12 protein-coding genes are annotated in these 15,365 nt (G+C 72.9%); 5 read left to right on the top strand and 7 right to left on the bottom strand.

What is annotated here, in order from left to right:
• Positions 1 to 21 precede the first annotated feature (21 nt).
• Entirely contained in the window at positions 22 to 1,452 is a 1,431-nt protein-coding gene (uxaC, locus tag EDF34_RS07235) for a glucuronate isomerase (protein WP_123370750.1), read from the bottom strand.
• Positions 1,453 to 1,686: 234 nt separating this feature from the next.
• Between uxaC and EDF34_RS07240 the strand changes: the two genes are divergently transcribed.
• From EDF34_RS07240 to EDF34_RS07255, 4 genes are all read left to right on the top strand, one after another.
• Positions 1,687 to 2,712 carry a LacI family DNA-binding transcriptional regulator gene (locus EDF34_RS07240; RefSeq protein WP_123370545.1) on the top strand — a complete coding sequence of 342 codons (1,026 nt, stop codon included), beginning with the start codon at positions 1,687 to 1,689 and terminating at the stop codon, positions 2,710 to 2,712.
• On the top strand, positions 2,709 to 4,205 hold the full coding sequence (locus tag EDF34_RS07245) for a mannitol dehydrogenase family protein (RefSeq protein ID WP_123370546.1): 1,497 nt from the start codon (positions 2,709 to 2,711) through the stop codon (positions 4,203 to 4,205). The genes EDF34_RS07240 and EDF34_RS07245 overlap by 4 nt, the downstream gene beginning before the upstream one ends.
• A gap of 152 nt (positions 4,206 to 4,357) precedes the next feature.
• Positions 4,358 to 5,521, top strand: a complete 1,164-nt coding sequence (locus tag EDF34_RS07250) for a Gfo/Idh/MocA family protein (RefSeq protein WP_123370547.1) — start codon at positions 4,358 to 4,360, stop codon at positions 5,519 to 5,521.
• The gene (locus EDF34_RS07255; RefSeq protein WP_123370548.1) at positions 5,518 to 6,411 is read left to right on the top strand and encodes a sugar phosphate isomerase/epimerase; all 894 of its coding nucleotides are present in this window, start codon (positions 5,518 to 5,520) and stop codon (positions 6,409 to 6,411) included. Before EDF34_RS07250 ends, EDF34_RS07255 begins: the two co-directional genes overlap by 4 nt.
• 38 nt (positions 6,412 to 6,449) lie before the next feature.
• Here EDF34_RS07255 and EDF34_RS07260 read toward each other — a convergent pair whose 3' ends face one another.
• A complete protein-coding gene (locus EDF34_RS07260) occupies positions 6,450 to 8,609 on the bottom strand; it encodes an FAD-binding protein (protein ID WP_233575222.1) in 2,160 nt (719 codons plus the stop codon).
• Positions 8,606 to 9,400, bottom strand: coding sequence for a 3-ketoacyl-ACP reductase (locus EDF34_RS07265; RefSeq protein ID WP_123370752.1), 795 nt, complete (start codon positions 9,398 to 9,400; stop codon positions 8,606 to 8,608). Before EDF34_RS07265 ends, EDF34_RS07260 begins: the two co-directional genes overlap by 4 nt.
• Positions 9,401 to 9,569: 169 nt before the next feature.
• Between EDF34_RS07265 and EDF34_RS07270 the strand changes: the two genes are divergently transcribed.
• A complete protein-coding gene (locus tag EDF34_RS07270) occupies positions 9,570 to 10,508 on the top strand; it encodes an AEC family transporter (RefSeq protein ID WP_158615058.1) in 939 nt (312 codons plus the stop codon).
• Here EDF34_RS07270 and EDF34_RS07275 read toward each other — a convergent pair.
• From EDF34_RS07275 to EDF34_RS07290, 4 genes are all read right to left on the bottom strand, one after another.
• A complete protein-coding gene (locus tag EDF34_RS07275) occupies positions 10,489 to 11,946 on the bottom strand; it encodes a Gfo/Idh/MocA family oxidoreductase (protein ID WP_123370550.1) in 1,458 nt (485 codons plus the stop codon). The genes EDF34_RS07270 and EDF34_RS07275 overlap by 20 nt on opposite strands.
• Before the next feature lie 95 nt (positions 11,947 to 12,041).
• Positions 12,042 to 13,364, bottom strand: a complete 1,323-nt coding sequence (locus tag EDF34_RS07280) for an ABC transporter substrate-binding protein (RefSeq protein ID WP_123370551.1) — start codon at positions 13,362 to 13,364, stop codon at positions 12,042 to 12,044.
• Positions 13,365 to 13,465: 101 nt separating this feature from the next.
• Positions 13,466 to 14,401, bottom strand: a complete 936-nt coding sequence (locus EDF34_RS07285; RefSeq protein WP_123370552.1) for a carbohydrate ABC transporter permease — start codon at positions 14,399 to 14,401, stop codon at positions 13,466 to 13,468.
• Entirely contained in the window at positions 14,394 to 15,248 is an 855-nt protein-coding gene (locus tag EDF34_RS07290; RefSeq protein ID WP_233575259.1) for a carbohydrate ABC transporter permease, read from the bottom strand. The genes EDF34_RS07285 and EDF34_RS07290 overlap by 8 nt, the downstream gene beginning before the upstream one ends.
• Between the last annotated feature and the right edge of the window lie 117 nt (positions 15,249 to 15,365).

Here is a 15,365-nt window from a genome sequence, read left to right on the forward strand (position 1 = left end):
CGGGCCAGGGGCGCACGCCCGTCACCGCGGCGGCGGGGCGTACGACTCGCGCGGCAGGTTCAGGGCCAGGTCGACGGCGGTCTCGACGGCCTCGTCCAGGTCCAGCCGGTGCTCGGCGACGAGCCGCGCCAGGTAGCCGGCATCGATCCGGCGGGCCAGGTCGTGGCGCGCGGGGATCGAGCAGTACGCACGCGTGTCGTCGACGAAGCCCGTGGTGTTGAAGAAGCCGGCCGTGTCGGTGACGGCCTCGCGGAAGCGGCGCATGCCGTCGGGGGTGTCGAGGAACCACCACGGGGCACCGAGCCGGACGGCCGGGTACACGCCGGCGATGGGCGCGAGCTCGCGGCTGAACACGTCCTCGTCGACCGTGAACAGCACCATCCGGAGGCCCGGGTGGTGCCCGAACGCCTCGAGCAGCGGTCGCAGGGCCCGGGTGTAGTCGGTGGCGACCGGGACGTCGTAGCCGACGTCGGGCCCGCGCACGGCGTGCACCGCGCGGTCGTGGTCCCGCAGCACGCCCGTGTGCAGCTGCATCACCAGGCCGTCCTGCGACGCCATCCGGGCCGTCTCGAAGAGCATGTGCGCCGAGAAGGCCGCGGCGTCGGCGGCGTCGACCTCGCCGCGCAGCGCCGCCACGACGACCCGGTCCGCCTCGCTGTCGCTGAGCGGGGTCGTGTCCGCGGACAGGTGCCCGTGGTCGCTCGCCCGCGCGCCCGCCGCCACGAACGCCGCACGACGCACCTCGAGGGCCCGCACCAGGTCCCGGTAGCCCCCGATGCTCACCCCGGACCGCTCCTCGAGCGCCGTGATGTCGGCCCGCCAGCCCGGGCGGTCGACGTGCACCACCGCGTCCGGGCGGAACGTCGGGACGACCTTCTCGCCCCACCCGTCGGCGGCCAGCCGCGCGTGCGCCTCGAGGCTCGCGTCGGCGGCGTCCGTGGTGGACAGCACCTCGATGCCGAACCGCTCGAACAGCGCGCGCGGGCGGGACGCGGGCTCGGCCAGCCGTGCGGCGATCGCGTCGTAGAGCCGGTCCGCCGATCCGGCGCTCGGCCTCTCCTGGACCCCGAGCACCTCGACGAGGACGTGCTCCATCCAGTACCGCGTGGGCGTGCCGCGGAACAGGTGCCAGTGCGAGGCGAAGGTGCGCCAGATCTCGCGCGGGTCCGCCTGCACCGGGCCACCATCGCGCCGCGGCACACCCAGGGCGTCGTGCGGCACGCCCTGCGAGACGAGCATGCGGACCAGGTAGTGGTCGGGGACGACGAGCAGCGCCGCCGGGTCCGCGAACGGCTCGTCGTCGGCGATCAGCGACGCCTCCACGTGCCCATGCATGGCGACGATCGGGAGGTGCTCGGTGTGCGCGAACACCTCGCGCGCGATCGGCCGCAGGACCGGGTCGGCGGGGAGCGCTCGGTCGGGGTGCAGGGTCCACGGGGCAGCGGCGGTCATCGTCGTCCTCCTGCGGTGCGCGTCGTCGCGCACCCGTCGTCTGAAACACGGTGCAAACCTGTTCATCCCCGCCGACGGCGTCGCAGCCGCCCGGGAGGTGGGGCGCGACCAGCGTACGGGATAGCGCTTGCCGCGCCTACCCTGGCCATGGTGAAATCCCATTCAGGAACGGCCGAGCCACGGTGGTGGCCACACGCGGCACCACCACGAGGTCCCACCGACGAGGAGGTCGAGATGGTCGCCACGCTGCGGGACGTCGCACGGGCTGCCGGCGTGTCCCCCGCGACCGCCTCGCGCGCGCTGTCCAGCCCCGACCTCGTCGCCCCCGCGCGCCGCGCGCTCGTCGAGAGGGCCGCGAAGGACCTCGGGTACCGGCCCAACCGCGCCGCCCGCGAGCTCATCACGGGCCGCACCGGCAACCTCTGCCTGGTCGTCCCGGACCTGGCCAACCCGTTCTTCGCCGGCCTCGCCAAGGGAGTCCAGGCCCGCGCCCGCGAGCTCGGCCACGCGGTGTTCGTCGCCGACTCCGACGAGGACCCGCGCCTCGAGGCGGAGCTCGTCACCCAGCTGGGCGCCCAGGTCGACGGCACGCTGCTGTGCTCGCCGCGGATGAGCAGCGCCGCCCTGGACGCGCTGGTCCGCGACAACCCGCTCGTGCTGGTGAACCGACGGCACGGGGAGGTGCCGTCGGTGGTCATCGACAACACCGACGGACTGCGGCAGGCGGTCCGCCACCTGCACGCGCTCGGGCACCGGCGGATCGCGTACGCGGGTGGGCCGTCGGGGTCCTGGTCGGACGCCCGACGACGCGACGGGCTGGAGCTCGCGGCGCACGGCCTGCACCGGCTCGAGGTCGTGGACCTCGGCAGCTTCACCCCCACCGCCGTGGGCGGCACGGCCGCGGGCGACCTCGTGGCGGCGGCCGGCGTCACGGCCGTCCTGGCCTACAACGACATGGTCGCCCTGGGCATCGTCGAGCGGCTGCGCGTCCGCGGCGTCGGCGTGCCCGACGACGTCTCCGTCGTCGGCTACGACGACACGCTCGCGACCCTGACCAGCCCCCGCCTGACCACGCTCGCCGTGCCCCTGGCCCGGCTCGGGCGCGTGGCCGTCGACCTCCTGCTGGACGGGACCGCCGACGCCGACGGGAGGGGCGTGGCGTCGCACGCGCCCGTCCTCCCCGTCGAGCTCGTCGTCCGCGGGTCGACCGCGCCCGCCCGCCCCGTCCCGCCCGCCGAACCCACGGAAGCACACCGATGACCAGCCCTCGCCTCTCGCTCAGCACCCTCGACGGCGCCCTGCCGCGCCCGCACGTCACGGGACCGGCCGTCGACCCGCGCGACACGACGATCGGCCTGGTGCACCTGGGCCTGGGCGCCTTCCACCGCGCCCACCAGGCCGTCTTCACCGAGGACGCCGCCGCGGCCACGGGCGAGACGGGGTGGGGCATCCTGGGCGTGACGCAGCGCTCCGCGCGGGTGGCGGGTCAGCTCGCACCGCAGGACTGCCTCTACGGCGTGCTCACCCAGGGGGCCGACGCCAGCGCGCTGCGGGTCGTCGGCGCGCTGCGCGACGTCGCGTTCCCGGGCAGCGCCACACCGCACGTCCTGGCGACGATCGCCGCGCCGACCACCCACGTGGTCACCCTGACCGTCACCGAGAAGGGGTACCGCCGCGCACCCGACGGCGGCCCCGACCTGGCCGACCCGGACCTCGCCGCCGACCTCGCGGCGCTCCACGACGAGCGCGACGGCGCCGAGGCCGCCGCGCCGGGCCGCTCCCCCGTCGGCATCCTCGTGCGCGCGCTGGCCAGGCGGAGGCGCGACGACGCAGGCCCCCTGACGATCGCGAGCTGCGACAACCTCGCGGACAACGGCGCGGTCCTCCGCTCCCTGGTCGACGCCGTGCTCGCCGCGGCGGGCGACGAGGCCCTGCGCGCCTGGGTCGCGGAGAGCGTGCGGTTCCCGTCCACGATGGTGGACCGGATCGTGCCGGCCACCACGGACGCGCACCGGGAGCAGGCGCTCGCAGTCCTCGGGCTCCGCGACGAGGGCCTGGTGGTCGGTGAGCCGTTCTCCCAGTGGGTGATCGAGGACGACTTCGCGGGCCCTCGGCCCGCCTGGCAGCTGGCCGGCGCGACGCTGACCGCGGACGTGGCGCCGTACGAGCGGGCCAAGCTGCGCGTGCTCAACGCCAGCCACTCGACCCTGGCGTACCTGGGCGCGCTGCGGGGGTACCGCACCATCGCCGAGGCGATCGCCGATCCCGAGCTCGCGGCCGTCGTCCGCGAGCTCGTCGACACCGACGTCCTGCCCACCCTGACCCCGCCGGACGGTCACGACCTGGGCGCCTACCGCGACGAGGTGCTGCACCGGTTCGCCGACCCGGCCACCGGCCACACGTGCGTCCAGGTGGCGATGGACGGCTCGGTCAAGCTGCCGCAGCGCGTGCTGGGGACGGTGCGCGACCGGATCGCGGCGGGCGCCGTGCCGACCGCGGCGGCCGTGACGATCGCGGCGTGGATCGCGTACGTGCGTGCAGCGTCGTCCGGCGGGCTCGAGGTGGCCGGCCGCGCGGTCCCGCTCGACGACCCCATGGCCGACGCACTGGCCCACGCGGCCGCCGGGCCCCGAGCGGGGCTCGTCGAGCGGATGCTCGCGGTGCGGGCGGTCTTCGGTGCCGACCTGGCCGACGACCAGGCCCTGCGCCGTGCGGTGGAGCACGCGCTGACCCAGATCGCCCCGGGCGCCTGACCTCCGCACCCTTGGTGCGCCTTGAAGACGGCGTGGCCCCTGCGCTAATCTGGAAAGCGCATTCCGTCGTTCGGACAACGCCGCCGGCGCACGCGATGCCCCAGCTGACACCTCGACGTGCCCGCGAGCACGCGACACCCCGGAGGCCACCGATGACCACCCGCACCCTGCGCATCGCGATGAACGGCATCACCGGCCGCATGGGCTACCGCCAGCACCTCGTGCGGTCGATCTTGCCCATCCGCGACCAGGGCGGGATCACCCTGCCCGACGGCACCCGCGTGCAGGTCGAGCCGGTGCTCGTGGGCCGCAACGCCGACAAGGTCGCCGAGATCGCCCGCCGCCACGACGTGGAGCTCTGGAGCACCGACCTCGACGCGGTCATCGCCGACGACGCCACGGACGTCGTCTTCGACGCGTCCATGACCAGCCTGCGGGCCGAGACCCTCACGCGCGCCATGAAGGCGGGCAAGCACGTCTACACCGAGAAGCCGACCGCCGAGACCCTGGCCGAGGCCGTCGAGCTGGCCCGGCTCCGCGAGGGCACCGGCGTCACGGCCGGGGTCGTGCACGACAAGCTCTACCTGCCCGGCCTGGTCAAGCTGCGCCGACTGGTGGACGAGGGCTTCTTCGGGCGGATCCTGTCGCTGCGCGGTGAGTTCGGCTACTGGGTGTTCGAGGGCGAGCACCAGGCGGCACAGCGCCCGTCGTGGAACTACCGCACGGAGGACGGCGGCGGGATGACCACGGACATGTTCTGCCACTGGAACTACGTCCTCGAAGGCATCCTCGGTGCGGTCCGCACGGTCACCGCGACCACCGTCACCCACATCCCGACCCGCTGGGACGAGCAGGGCCGCGAGTACGCCGCCACCGCCGACGACGCCGCCTACGGGATCTTCGACGTGCAGACCCCGGGAGGTGACCCGGTGGTCGCGCAGATCAACTCGTCGTGGGCCGTACGCGTCCACCGCGACGAGCTGGTCGAGTTCCAGGTAGACGGCACCCACGGATCCGCCGTCGCGGGGCTGCGCCGGTGCGTCGCCCAGCAGCGCGCCCACACGCCGAAGCCGGTGTGGAACCCGGACCTGCCCGTCACCGAGCCCTTCCGCGACCAGTGGCTCGAGGTGCCCGCCAACGCCGACCTCGACAACGGCTTCAAGCTGCAGTGGGAGGAGTTCCTGGCCGACGTCGTCGCCGGCCGGCCGCACCGCTTCGACCTGCTCTCGGCGGCGCGCGGCGTGCAGCTCGCGGAGCTCGGGCTCCGCTCGTCGGCCGAGGGCCGGCGGCTCGACGTCCCCGAGATCACGCTGTGACGCACGACCTCGCCCGCCTCTCCCTGAACACCGCGACCACCAAGCACCAGACCCTGCGCGAGGCCGTCGACGCGGCCGCCCGGGCGGGGTTGCCCGCCATCGGGGCGTGGCGGGACCGGGTCCAGGAGGTCGGTGCGCGGCAGGCGGCCGCGATCATCGCCGACGCGGGCCTGCGGGTGTCGTCCCTGTGCCGCGGCGGGTTCCTCACGGCGAGCGGCGACGACGACGTCACGGCCGCGCTCGACGACAACCGCCGGGCGGTCGAGGAGGCGGCGACGCTCGGCACGCGCGAGCTGATCATGGTCGTCGGCGGCCTCCCGGCCGCGAGCGCCCCGGGCGGTCCCGCTCTGCCCGGCCCGGACGGCGCCCAGGACCCGGCGCGCGACCTGGTCGAGGCACGGCACCGGGTGGCCGAGCGCATCGGCGACCTGGCGCCCTTCGCGGCGGGCCACGGCGTCCGGCTGGTGATCGAGCCCCTGCACCCGATGTTCGCGGCCGACCGCGCCGTGGTCTCCACGCTGGGCCAGGCGCTCGACCTCGCCGAGCCGTTCCCGGCGGAGGTCGTCGGCGTCGTGGTCGACACCTACCACGTCTGGTGGGACCCGGACCTGCACCAGCAGATCGCCCGCGCCGGCGCCGGCCGGCGGCTCGCGTCGTACCAGGTGTGCGACTGGGTCCTGCCGCTCGCGGCCGACCCGCTGCTCTCCCGCGGGCACGTGGGCGACGGGTACGTCGACTTCGCGTCGATCACCGGCTGGGTGCGCGAGGCCGGGTACACCGGCGACGTCGAGGTGGAGATCTTCCACGAGGACGTGTGGGCCGCCGACCCCGACAGCACGATCGCGACGATGGTCGAGCGCTACACCCGCCACGTGCTGCCCTACCTCTGAGCCCGTCGGGGCGGCATGCCTGCGCCGCCCCGACGGCGTCAGCGGATGTTGCCGTCCTCCCGGAACTCCCGCCAGACGTTCTCGAAGAAGTCGTCGTCCTCGGGCAGCGGCCGGCGCGGTCGCCAGCGGAAGGCGGGCGTGCCGGCCGGGTCGTCTCCGGCACGCGGCACCACGGGGGTGAAGTCAGGCACGGCCCCACCGGGGCCCACCCACGCGGTCTCCTGGACCTCGCCGTCGAGCGCGCCCCCGTCGAGGCGGAACCGGAAGATCGCCGGCAGGTCCAGCTCGTCGTCCGCCGCCGGCTCGGTGCCGACGCGCGGGAGGCCTCCCTCGGGGTCGCTGTAGAGCACCGACCCGCGGGAGCGCCCACCGTGCGCGACGTAGTCCGCCATCGCCGAGAGGTAGACGTACGCGCTGGTCAGGACGTCGCGTACGAGGAACGTGCGGTTGACCGAGCGGCGCGACGAGGTGTCCGCGCTGACCAGCTCCTCGTAGCCCGACAGCCACGCGTGCACCTGCACCAGGGCCTCGCGGATCGACGCGGCCGAGCGCACCGGGCCTGCCTTGGCGCTCATCAGCACCTGCACGTCGCGCAGCAGGTCGCCCGTGTTGTCAGCGACGCCGGAAGCCGCCCGCTGCCCGGCACGCGCGACGAGGTCCGCCGCCGCGTCCAGCATCGGCGCAGCCACCTCCGCGAAGGCCGCCTCGCCCAGGGGCGGAGCCGCGCGGCGCGCCGCGACGTACTGCGCGGCGCGCGTCGCCCCCACCTGCCCGCTGTTGAGGGCCGCGCCCCCGGGTCGGTAGACGCCGTGGGCTCCGCCCGCCTCCCCCACGGGGAAGAACCCGGCGACGTTGGACTGCCACCACTCGTCGACCACCAGGCCGCCGTTGTTGTGCTGGGCGCACACGTCCACCTCGAGCATGTCCTTCTCGAGGTCCACGTACGGGTTCTTGTCCAGGTAGAACTGGTAGGCGGGCTCGTTCATGCGGCGCAGCCGCTCGATGGGCGTGCCGAACAGCACGCCGGCGCGCTGCAGGTAGTCGTGCGCCTCCGGGCTCAGCGCGCTCGGGTCCAGCTCCTCGCGCGCGGGGTTGCGGCGGAAGTCGAGGAACACCCGGCGGCCGCGCAGCACCGTCTCGCGGTACACCAGCAGGTCGACGAGCGACGAGCCGTCCAGCGCCTTGCGGATGTCGAAGGGCCACTGGTAGCCCTTGAGGAAGACCATCGACAGCAGGCGGCCGTAGTCGGTGATGACCTCGGTGAGGAACTCGCGCTCGTCGCCCCCGTCGGCGTCCGTCGAGACGAACCGGGGGAGCACCTGCATGTAGGTGCCGGAGACGTTCCAGCGCGGCTTGATGGACGCGAGGCCGAACTGCCACTCGGTGAGGTTCTTGCCGTGCACGCCGGCCCGGTACGCGGCACCCGAGGCGCCCCACTGCCCGTTCGGGAACACCCGGGTGGCGTACATCCCCGCCGGACCGCCCGTGGCGTAGACGAGGTTGGTGCAGCGGAACAGCAGGTAGGGCGACTCCCGGCCGTCGTGGACCACGTCGGTGCGCAGCACCAGCAGTCCCGCGACCGCCGTCCCCCCGTCGGGCAGCGGCCTCGTCAGGACGTCGACCACGCGGCACTCGTCGTAGATCGCCGTGCCCTGCCGGTGGACCCGCTTCTCGAGCTGCTCGACCATGGTCCGGCTCGTGTACGGCCCCACGGACGTCGCCCGACGACGAGGGTCGTGGTCGGTCTTGTAGCCGATGAACTCGCCGAACCGGTTCTGCGGGAACGGCACGCCCAGGTCGCACAGGTGCAGGAAGCCGCGTGCGGACAGCGCTGCCTCCGCCAGGGCGTTGTCGCCGTCCATCGCGCCACCGGAGAACAGCGTCTGCGCCATCTCCCGCACCGAGTCGCCGTCCCCGCCGGACAGCGTGAGCTTGTAGTAGGTCTGCTTGTCGCTGCCCGCGTTGCGCGAGGACCCGGCGTGCACCTTGTCCGCGACCATGACGACGTCGTCCTGGCCGAGCTCGACGAGCCGCTCGGCCGCGCAGTACCCGGCGGACCCGGTGCCGACGACAACGGTGTTGGCCGTCACGACGGGCACCTCGTGCCGCCCGATGCGCACCGTCGGCACGTCCCCCGCGGAGGCGGTGCCGTGGTTGCCGGGACGGGGCTTCTCGGAGCCCCTCTCTGCCCCGCTCACAGGACCGGGACGTGCATGCCGCCGTCGACGTGGAACACCTCGCCGGTGGAGTACGGGGTCTGCCCCGCGGCCAGGATCGCGACCGCGCCCGCGACGTCGGACGGGCGCCCCCACCGGGCGATGGGCGCGAGGCCCCCCTCGAGCAGCGCGTCGTACTTCGCGGTGACGCCCGCCGTCATGTCGGTCGCGATCACCCCGGGCCGGACCTCGTAGACGACGACCCCCTCGGGCGCGAGCCGCACGGCCCACAGCTGCGTGGCCATCCCCACGCCGGCCTTCGAGATGCAGTAGTCGCCCCGGTTGGTGGAGACCGCCGTGGCCGAGATCGACGAGACGTTGACGATCGTCGCGACCGGCCTCGCGGGCGGCTCCGGGAGCGCGGTCAGGTCGCCGCGCAGCGCGATCACGCGGCGCGCGAACGTCTGGGTGAGGAAGTACGGTCCACGCAGGTTGATCCCGAGCACCCGGTCGAAGGACTCCGGCGACGCGTCGAGCAGGTCGGCCCGCACCGACGGCGCGACCCCGGCGTTGTTCACCAGCAGGTCGAGCCGGCCCCACGCCTCGACGGCGTCCTCGACGTAGCGCGCGTGGTCGTCGACGTCGGCGACCGAGCCGCGCACGTAGCGGACCCGCGAGTCGTCGCCGGCCAGCGCGCGCAGCTCGGCGAGGACGTCGCTCGGCTCCTCACGCGTGGCAAGGATCGAGACGGCGTAGCCGTCCGCGAGCAGGCGGCGGCTGATCCCGAGGCCGATGCCTCGGTTGCCGCCGGTGACCAGTGCGACCGGGGTCATCCCGCACCTCTCCGTCGTGCGAGACCGACAGGTCCGCTCGTGTGACGCGGCGGGACGTCCGGCCGCGCGGGCGGTCCCGGGCACCGGCGACCGCACGGCGATCCTGCCACGCGGGGACCCTCGCGGGCAAGCGCTTTCCACCTCGTCGCCACCGTGCGAGGATCGACGCGTGGACGCCGTGCTGACCGCCCTGGGGACGCTGGCCGTCGTCGTCGCGGTGGGCTGGGTGCTCGGCCGGTGGGGGGTGCTCGGCCCGCACGCGCCGGCCCTCCTCGCGACACTCGTCTTCCTGGTCACGACGCCGGCGCTGCTGCTGTCGACCCTCGCCCGCACGGACCTGCACCTGCTGCTCTCCCGGTCGGCGGCGACCACCTGGGCGAGCACCGCCCTGGTCGCCGTCGTCGCGCTGCTGGTGCTCCGGTTCGTGGTGCGGCGCGACGCCGCCGACGTCACGGTGGGTGCTCTCGCGGCGTCCTACCTCAACGCCGGCAACCTGGGGCTGCCGTTCGCCGTGTACCTGCTCGGCAGCCCGGTGGCCGTGGTGCCGGTGCTCCTGTTCCAGCTCCTCGTGCTCGCGCCCGTCGCGTTCACGGTCCTCGACGGCCACCAGGCGCGCTCGGCACCGGGTGCGGAGCCCCGCGTGGCCGGAGCGGGCATCCTGCGGCGGACTGCGTCCAACCCGATCATCGTCGCGACCCTCGTCGGCCTCGTGCTCGCCGCCCTGCCCTGGCAGGTGCCGTCGGTGCTGCTGGAGCCGTTCGCCCTGGTGGGCGAGGCCGCCGCCCCGCTCGCGCTGATCACGTTCGGGATGTCGCTCGCCGTCCCCCGTGACCACGCCGGCCGGCCGCCGCGGGCCGACCTCGCGCTCGTCGTCGTGCTGCGCACGGTGGTGCAGCCCGCGGCCGCCTGGGCGATCGGCACCGCCCTGGGCCTCGAGGGGACCGCCCTGCTCGCCGTGGTGGCGATGGCCGCCCTGCCGACCGCGCAGAACGTCCTGGTCTACGCGATCCAGTACGGGCGCGGCGTGCCGCTGGCCCGCGACGCGGGTCTGGTCACGACCGTGCTCGCGGTCCCCGTGCTGCTCGTCGTCACCCTGCTGCTGGGGTGAGGTCCGCGCCCAGCTCCAGGTCGTCGACCAGCACCGGACCGCCGGTCACCAACGACCTGTTGGCCGCGATGCCGACCGCGACGGCACGCAGGCCGTCGAGGTAGCCGGCCGCACGGCCGAGCGGGTCAGGGCCCGTGCGCAGGTGCCGGCGGAAGACGTCCTTGAGCAGGATGGCGTCGCCACCGCCGTGCCCGCCGATGCCGGCCGGGATCCGGTGCTCGCGCGGCTGCTCCCAGTGCCGCTGCACGATCAGCCGCTCCCCCTCGGGCCGCAGCGCGTGACCGGCGAACCCCTCGGGCGTCGCCGACGGGTCCAGCACCGCCTTGCCGTTCTCGTCCAGGGTCACCGCGCCGCGCTCGACCACCTGGAGCTCCGCACGTCCGGCGGTGCCGTTGACCGAGACGCGGTAGCCCTCCCACGGACTGTGCGCGTTGAGCGAGTAGGTGAGCACCGCGCCGCCGCGGTAGTCGACGACGAGCGCCAGGTTGTCCTCGATCGTGATGCCGGGGCCGAAGACGTCCTGGTCGCGCAGGTACCCGTCGTGCCGCTCGGAGTCCAGGTAGAGCGCGCGCAGGCGCGGGTCGTCGTTGAGGTCGAGCGCGAACGGGTCGCCCACCACGCCCGTGCCGCGCGCAGGGCGCTCGCCGAGGCCGCGCGCGCCCGCGTTCTTGTCGCCGTAGAACTTCAGGCCGCCCGACGCGTACACGCGCTCCGCGACGTCCCCGAGCCACCAGTTCACCAGGTCGAAGTGGTGGCTGGACTTGTGCACGACCAGCCCGCCCGAGCTCTCCTTCTCCCGGTGCCAGCGCCGGAAGTAGTCGGCGCCGTGGACGGTGTCCAGGGCCCACTCGAAGTGCACGCTCGTGACCTCGCCGATCTCGCCCGAGGCGATGACCTCGCGCAGGGAGGAGTTCCGCGGCGCGTAGCGGTAGTTGAAGGTCATCGTCAGGTCCCGGCCCGTCGCCTCCACGGCGCCCGTGATCCGACGGCAGCCCTCACGCGTCGTGGTCAGCGGCTTCTCGACCACCACGTCCGCGCCGGACTCGAGCGCCCGGGACACGAGGTCGGCGTGCGCGTGGTCCGGCGCGGTCACCACGACGGCGTCGACGCGCTGCTCGGCGATCATCCGCTCGAGGTCGTCGGGCGCGTACCGCGGAAGTCCCGCAGGTCCACCCAGGCCCAGCGCCGCGCCGACCTCCGCGTCGTAGTAGTCCATCCGGCCGGGGTTCGGGTCCAGCCAGGCGACCAGGGTCGCGACGTCGGCGTGCTCGCCCGTGATCGCGGCGACGTACATGCCGGCGCGGTGGCCGGTGCCGATCACGGCGAACCGTCGCTGACCGCCCGGCGGGGCGGGCGCGAAGTCCGGGACGACGCCCGCTCCGGCGACGGTGCCGCGGTGCGAGGCGGGTCGGGGTGCGGTGGGGTTCTGGTCGCTCACGGTGTCCCTTGCCGGTGGTCGGTCGTGGTCCGTCGGGCGGGCCCCCGGTCGCGTCGACCGGGGGCCCGCCTGCTGGTGCTCGTGCGGTCAGTCGGTCACTTCGAGGTGGCCGACGTGACCTCCTGCGTGAACTGCTCGGCCGCCTCGGCCGGGGAGAGCTGCTCGAACAGCACCTCCTGGTTGATGCGCTGCGTGATGTCCGCGACCTCACCGGCACCGTTCGGCGGCACGGCGGGACCGTCCACGACGTCGCTGCCCAGCTCGGCGAGGAACGCCGCCGCCTGCTTGTCGGTGTCGTTGAAGTCGGGCGTCACGGCGGTGCGCACGTCCGTGTTCGCGGGCAGGCCACGGTCGGAGAGGATCTTCTTGCCGGCCGCCTCCGAGTTGATGAGGTAGTCGACGAGCAGCTGCGACTCCTTGGGGTGCTTCGACTTCGCGGAGACGGAGTAGAACATGGCCGGCTTGAAGTACATGCCGGTGCGCTCGTTGCCCGTCTCCCCCGGCACCCGGAGCAGCTGCAGGGGGTGGCCCGCGGCGTTCGTGATCGCCGTCAGCTGGTTGGTCCAGTACCAGGCCATCGCGCCCTTGCCGGTACCGATGAGCGACTGCTCCGGCCCGGCGTTGCCCAGCTCGACGCTCGCTGCCGCCTTCGGCTGACCACCGCTGTTCTGCAGGTCGATCGAGTGCTGCCACCACGCGGCGAGCGTCGCGTCGTCGTACCCGAGCGAGCCGTCCGGCTTGTAGAGGGACTGCCCCTGCTGGCGGGCGAAGATCGAGAAGCCGGCCTCGTTGGAGCCGTAGTCCTGCGCGCCGATGATCTTGCCGTCGGACTTCTTCGAGATCTCGTCCGCGGTGCTCACGTAGTCGTCCCACGACCACGTCTTGTCGTCGGGCAGCGCGACGCCCGCGGCCTTGAACGCCTCCGGGTCGGCGACGACGACGTAGGCGTTGATGCCGGTCGCGACGCCGTACAGCTTGCCGTCGATGGTGCCCGACTGCAGGACGCTCTTGTCGATCTTCGAGGTGTCCAGGCCGAGCTCGTTGAGGTCGGCGAGCACGCCACGCGACGCGTAGTCGGTGAGGAACCGCTCCTCCTGCGTGATGACGTCCGGCGCGTCACCTCCGGCGACCGCTGTGCTGAGCTTGTCGAAGTACGAGTCCCAGTCCGTGTAGTCGGCGACCACCGTGATGTTCGGGTGCAGCGCCTCGAAGTCCTTGATGACGTCCTGGGTGAGCGTGTGGCGGGTGTCGGACCCCCACCACGAGAAGCGGATCGAGACCTTCTCGTCTCCGCCGCCGCTGCCGTCGGCGCTCGGCGAGTCGTCTCCACCGCCGCAGGCGGTCAGGGCCAGGCTTCCTACGGCCGCGAGCGCGACGACGCGCAGGACGGCCGATCGAGTGGTGCGGTGGTGACGCATGGTTCTCCTTCGGTGACGAGACTTCGTTGACTGGTCACTCCGGGGGCTCTCCCCCGGGCTTCGTGCGACCGTCCGGTGCAGCGGACGGAAACTTCGTGCGGCTACTTGATCCCGGTGGTGGCGATCCCCTTGACCAGGTACTTCTGGCCGAACAGGAACGCCAGGAACACGGGGACGAGGGTCACGATGGACATCGCGAACATGGGCCCCCACGAGCTCTCGCCCGTGGAGTCGATGAAGGTGCGCAAGGCGACCGGCGCCGTGTACATCGCCGGTTTGGTCAGGAAGATGAGCTGGCTGAAGAAGTCGTTCCACGTCCAGATGAACGTGAAGATCGCCGTGGTCGCCAGGGCCGGCGCGGACAGCGGGAGCATGATCCGCAGGTAGATGCGGATGTGGCCGCAGCCGTCGAGCCGCGCCGCCTCGTCGAGCTCCTTGGGGATGCCGCGGAAGAACTGCACCATGAGGAAGATGAAGAACGCGTCGGTGGCCAGGAGCTTCGGCACGATCAGCGGCAGGAACGTGTTGATCCACTCGAGCTTCGAGAAGAGCACGTACTGCGGGACGATGATCACGTGGATCGGCAGCATGATCGACATGAGCATGATCGCGAACCACAGCTGGCGGCCCTTGAACTCCAGCCGCGCGAACGCGTACGCCGCCATCGAGCAGCTGATCAGATTCCCGATCAGCGAGCCGAGCACGATGATCCCGGAGTTCAGCAGGTAGCGGCTGAACGGGTACGTCAGCGCGTTCCAGCCCTGGCTGTAGTTGCTCGCGTCGATGTTGTGCGGGATCAGCGACAGGTCGCGGAAGATCTCGTCGTTCGGCTTGAACGAGCTCACCAGCAGCCAGATCAGCGGGTAGAGCATGACCACCGCGAGCAGGATCAGGCCCAGGTGCTTGAACCCCGAGCGGATCCGCGACGGCCACAGCGACCGCCGATGGTGGGCCGCGGGTGCCTGCGTCCCCCGGGAGTCCTGCCGCGACGCGTGGATCCCCGCAGCGGGATCGGGTCGGATCTCGGTGTCAGTCATTGTAGAAAACCCAATACTTCGAGGCGAGGAAGTTGATCGCGGTCATCGCGGCGACGATGAGCAGGAGCAGCCACGCCATGGCGGACGCGTACCCCATGTCGAGGGCGCCGAAGCCCTTCTGGTAGAGGTACAGCGTGTAGAAGAGGGTCGAGTCCGCAGGTCCGCCCGAGCCGCCGGAGACCACGAAGGCCTGCGTGAAGCTCTGGAACGCCCCGATGATCTGCAGCACGAGGTTGAAGAAGATGATCGGCGTCAGCAGGGGCACGGTGATCGCCCGGAACTGGCGGAGCTTGCCCGCTCCGTCGATGGAGGCCGCCTCGTAGTACATCTCCGGGATCTGCCGCAGACCGGCCAGGAAGATGATCATCGGCGCACCGAACGTCCACACGTGGAGCAGGACGAGCGTGCCCAGCGCGGTGTCGGGGTCGGAGACCCAGCCCTCGCCCTGGATGCCGAAGAACCCCAGGAACGCGTTGACGAGCCCGTCGACGCCGAAGACCTGACGCCACAGGATCGCGACCGCGACCGAGCCGCCCAGCAGCGACGGCAGGTAGAACACCGACCGGTAGAAGGCCAGGCCCCGCATGCCGCGATCGAGCAGGAGCGCCAGGCCCAGCGCCGCGGCCAGCTGCAGCGGCACGGCCGTCACCACGTAGGTGAAGGTCACGACGAGCGACTTGTGCAGGCGCGGGTCCTCCCACATCCGCGTGAAGTTGTCGAAGCCGATCCAGTGCGGCGCCTGCAGCAGGTCGTAGTCCGTGAAGGACAGGTAGGCGGAGGCGAGCATGGGGCCGACCGTGATGAGGGCGAGTCCCAGGAACCAGGGCGCGAGGAAGATCGCCGCCATCTTGCCGTCGCCGCGCCCCTTGGTGGCGCCACGGGGTGCCGGTGGCACGCCGGCGTCGTCTGCCGGTGGCTCTCCGGGCGGGCTCCCGCGACGGCCCGAAGCGGACCTTCGCAGCTC

The organism is Cellulomonas sp. PhB150 (assembly GCF_003755175.1).
Taxonomy (GTDB): domain Bacteria; phylum Actinomycetota; class Actinomycetes; order Actinomycetales; family Cellulomonadaceae; genus Cellulomonas.

Bases quoted from the DNA above. Each gene is read 5' to 3' on its own strand.
- EDF34_RS07250 (WP_123370547.1), top strand. From the start codon at position 4,358: ATGACCACCCGCACCCTGCGCATCGCGATGAACGGCATCACCGGCCGC.
- EDF34_RS07290 (WP_233575259.1), bottom strand. From the start codon at position 15,248: ATGGCGGCGATCTTCCTCGCGCCCTGGTTCCTGGGACTCGCCCTCATC.
- EDF34_RS07265 (WP_123370752.1), bottom strand. From the start codon at position 9,400: ATGACCCCGGTCGCACTGGTCACCGGCGGCAACCGAGGCATCGGCCTC.
- EDF34_RS07245 (WP_123370546.1), top strand. From the start codon at position 2,709: ATGACCAGCCCTCGCCTCTCGCTCAGCACCCTCGACGGCGCCCTGCCG.
- EDF34_RS07280 (WP_123370551.1), bottom strand. From the start codon at position 13,364: ATGCGTCACCACCGCACCACTCGATCGGCCGTCCTGCGCGTCGTCGCG.
- EDF34_RS07240 (WP_123370545.1), top strand. From the start codon at position 1,687: ATGGTCGCCACGCTGCGGGACGTCGCACGGGCTGCCGGCGTGTCCCCC.
- EDF34_RS07285 (WP_123370552.1), bottom strand. From the start codon at position 14,401: ATGACTGACACCGAGATCCGACCCGATCCCGCTGCGGGGATCCACGCG.
- uxaC (WP_123370750.1), bottom strand. From the start codon at position 1,452: ATGACCGCCGCTGCCCCGTGGACCCTGCACCCCGACCGAGCGCTCCCC.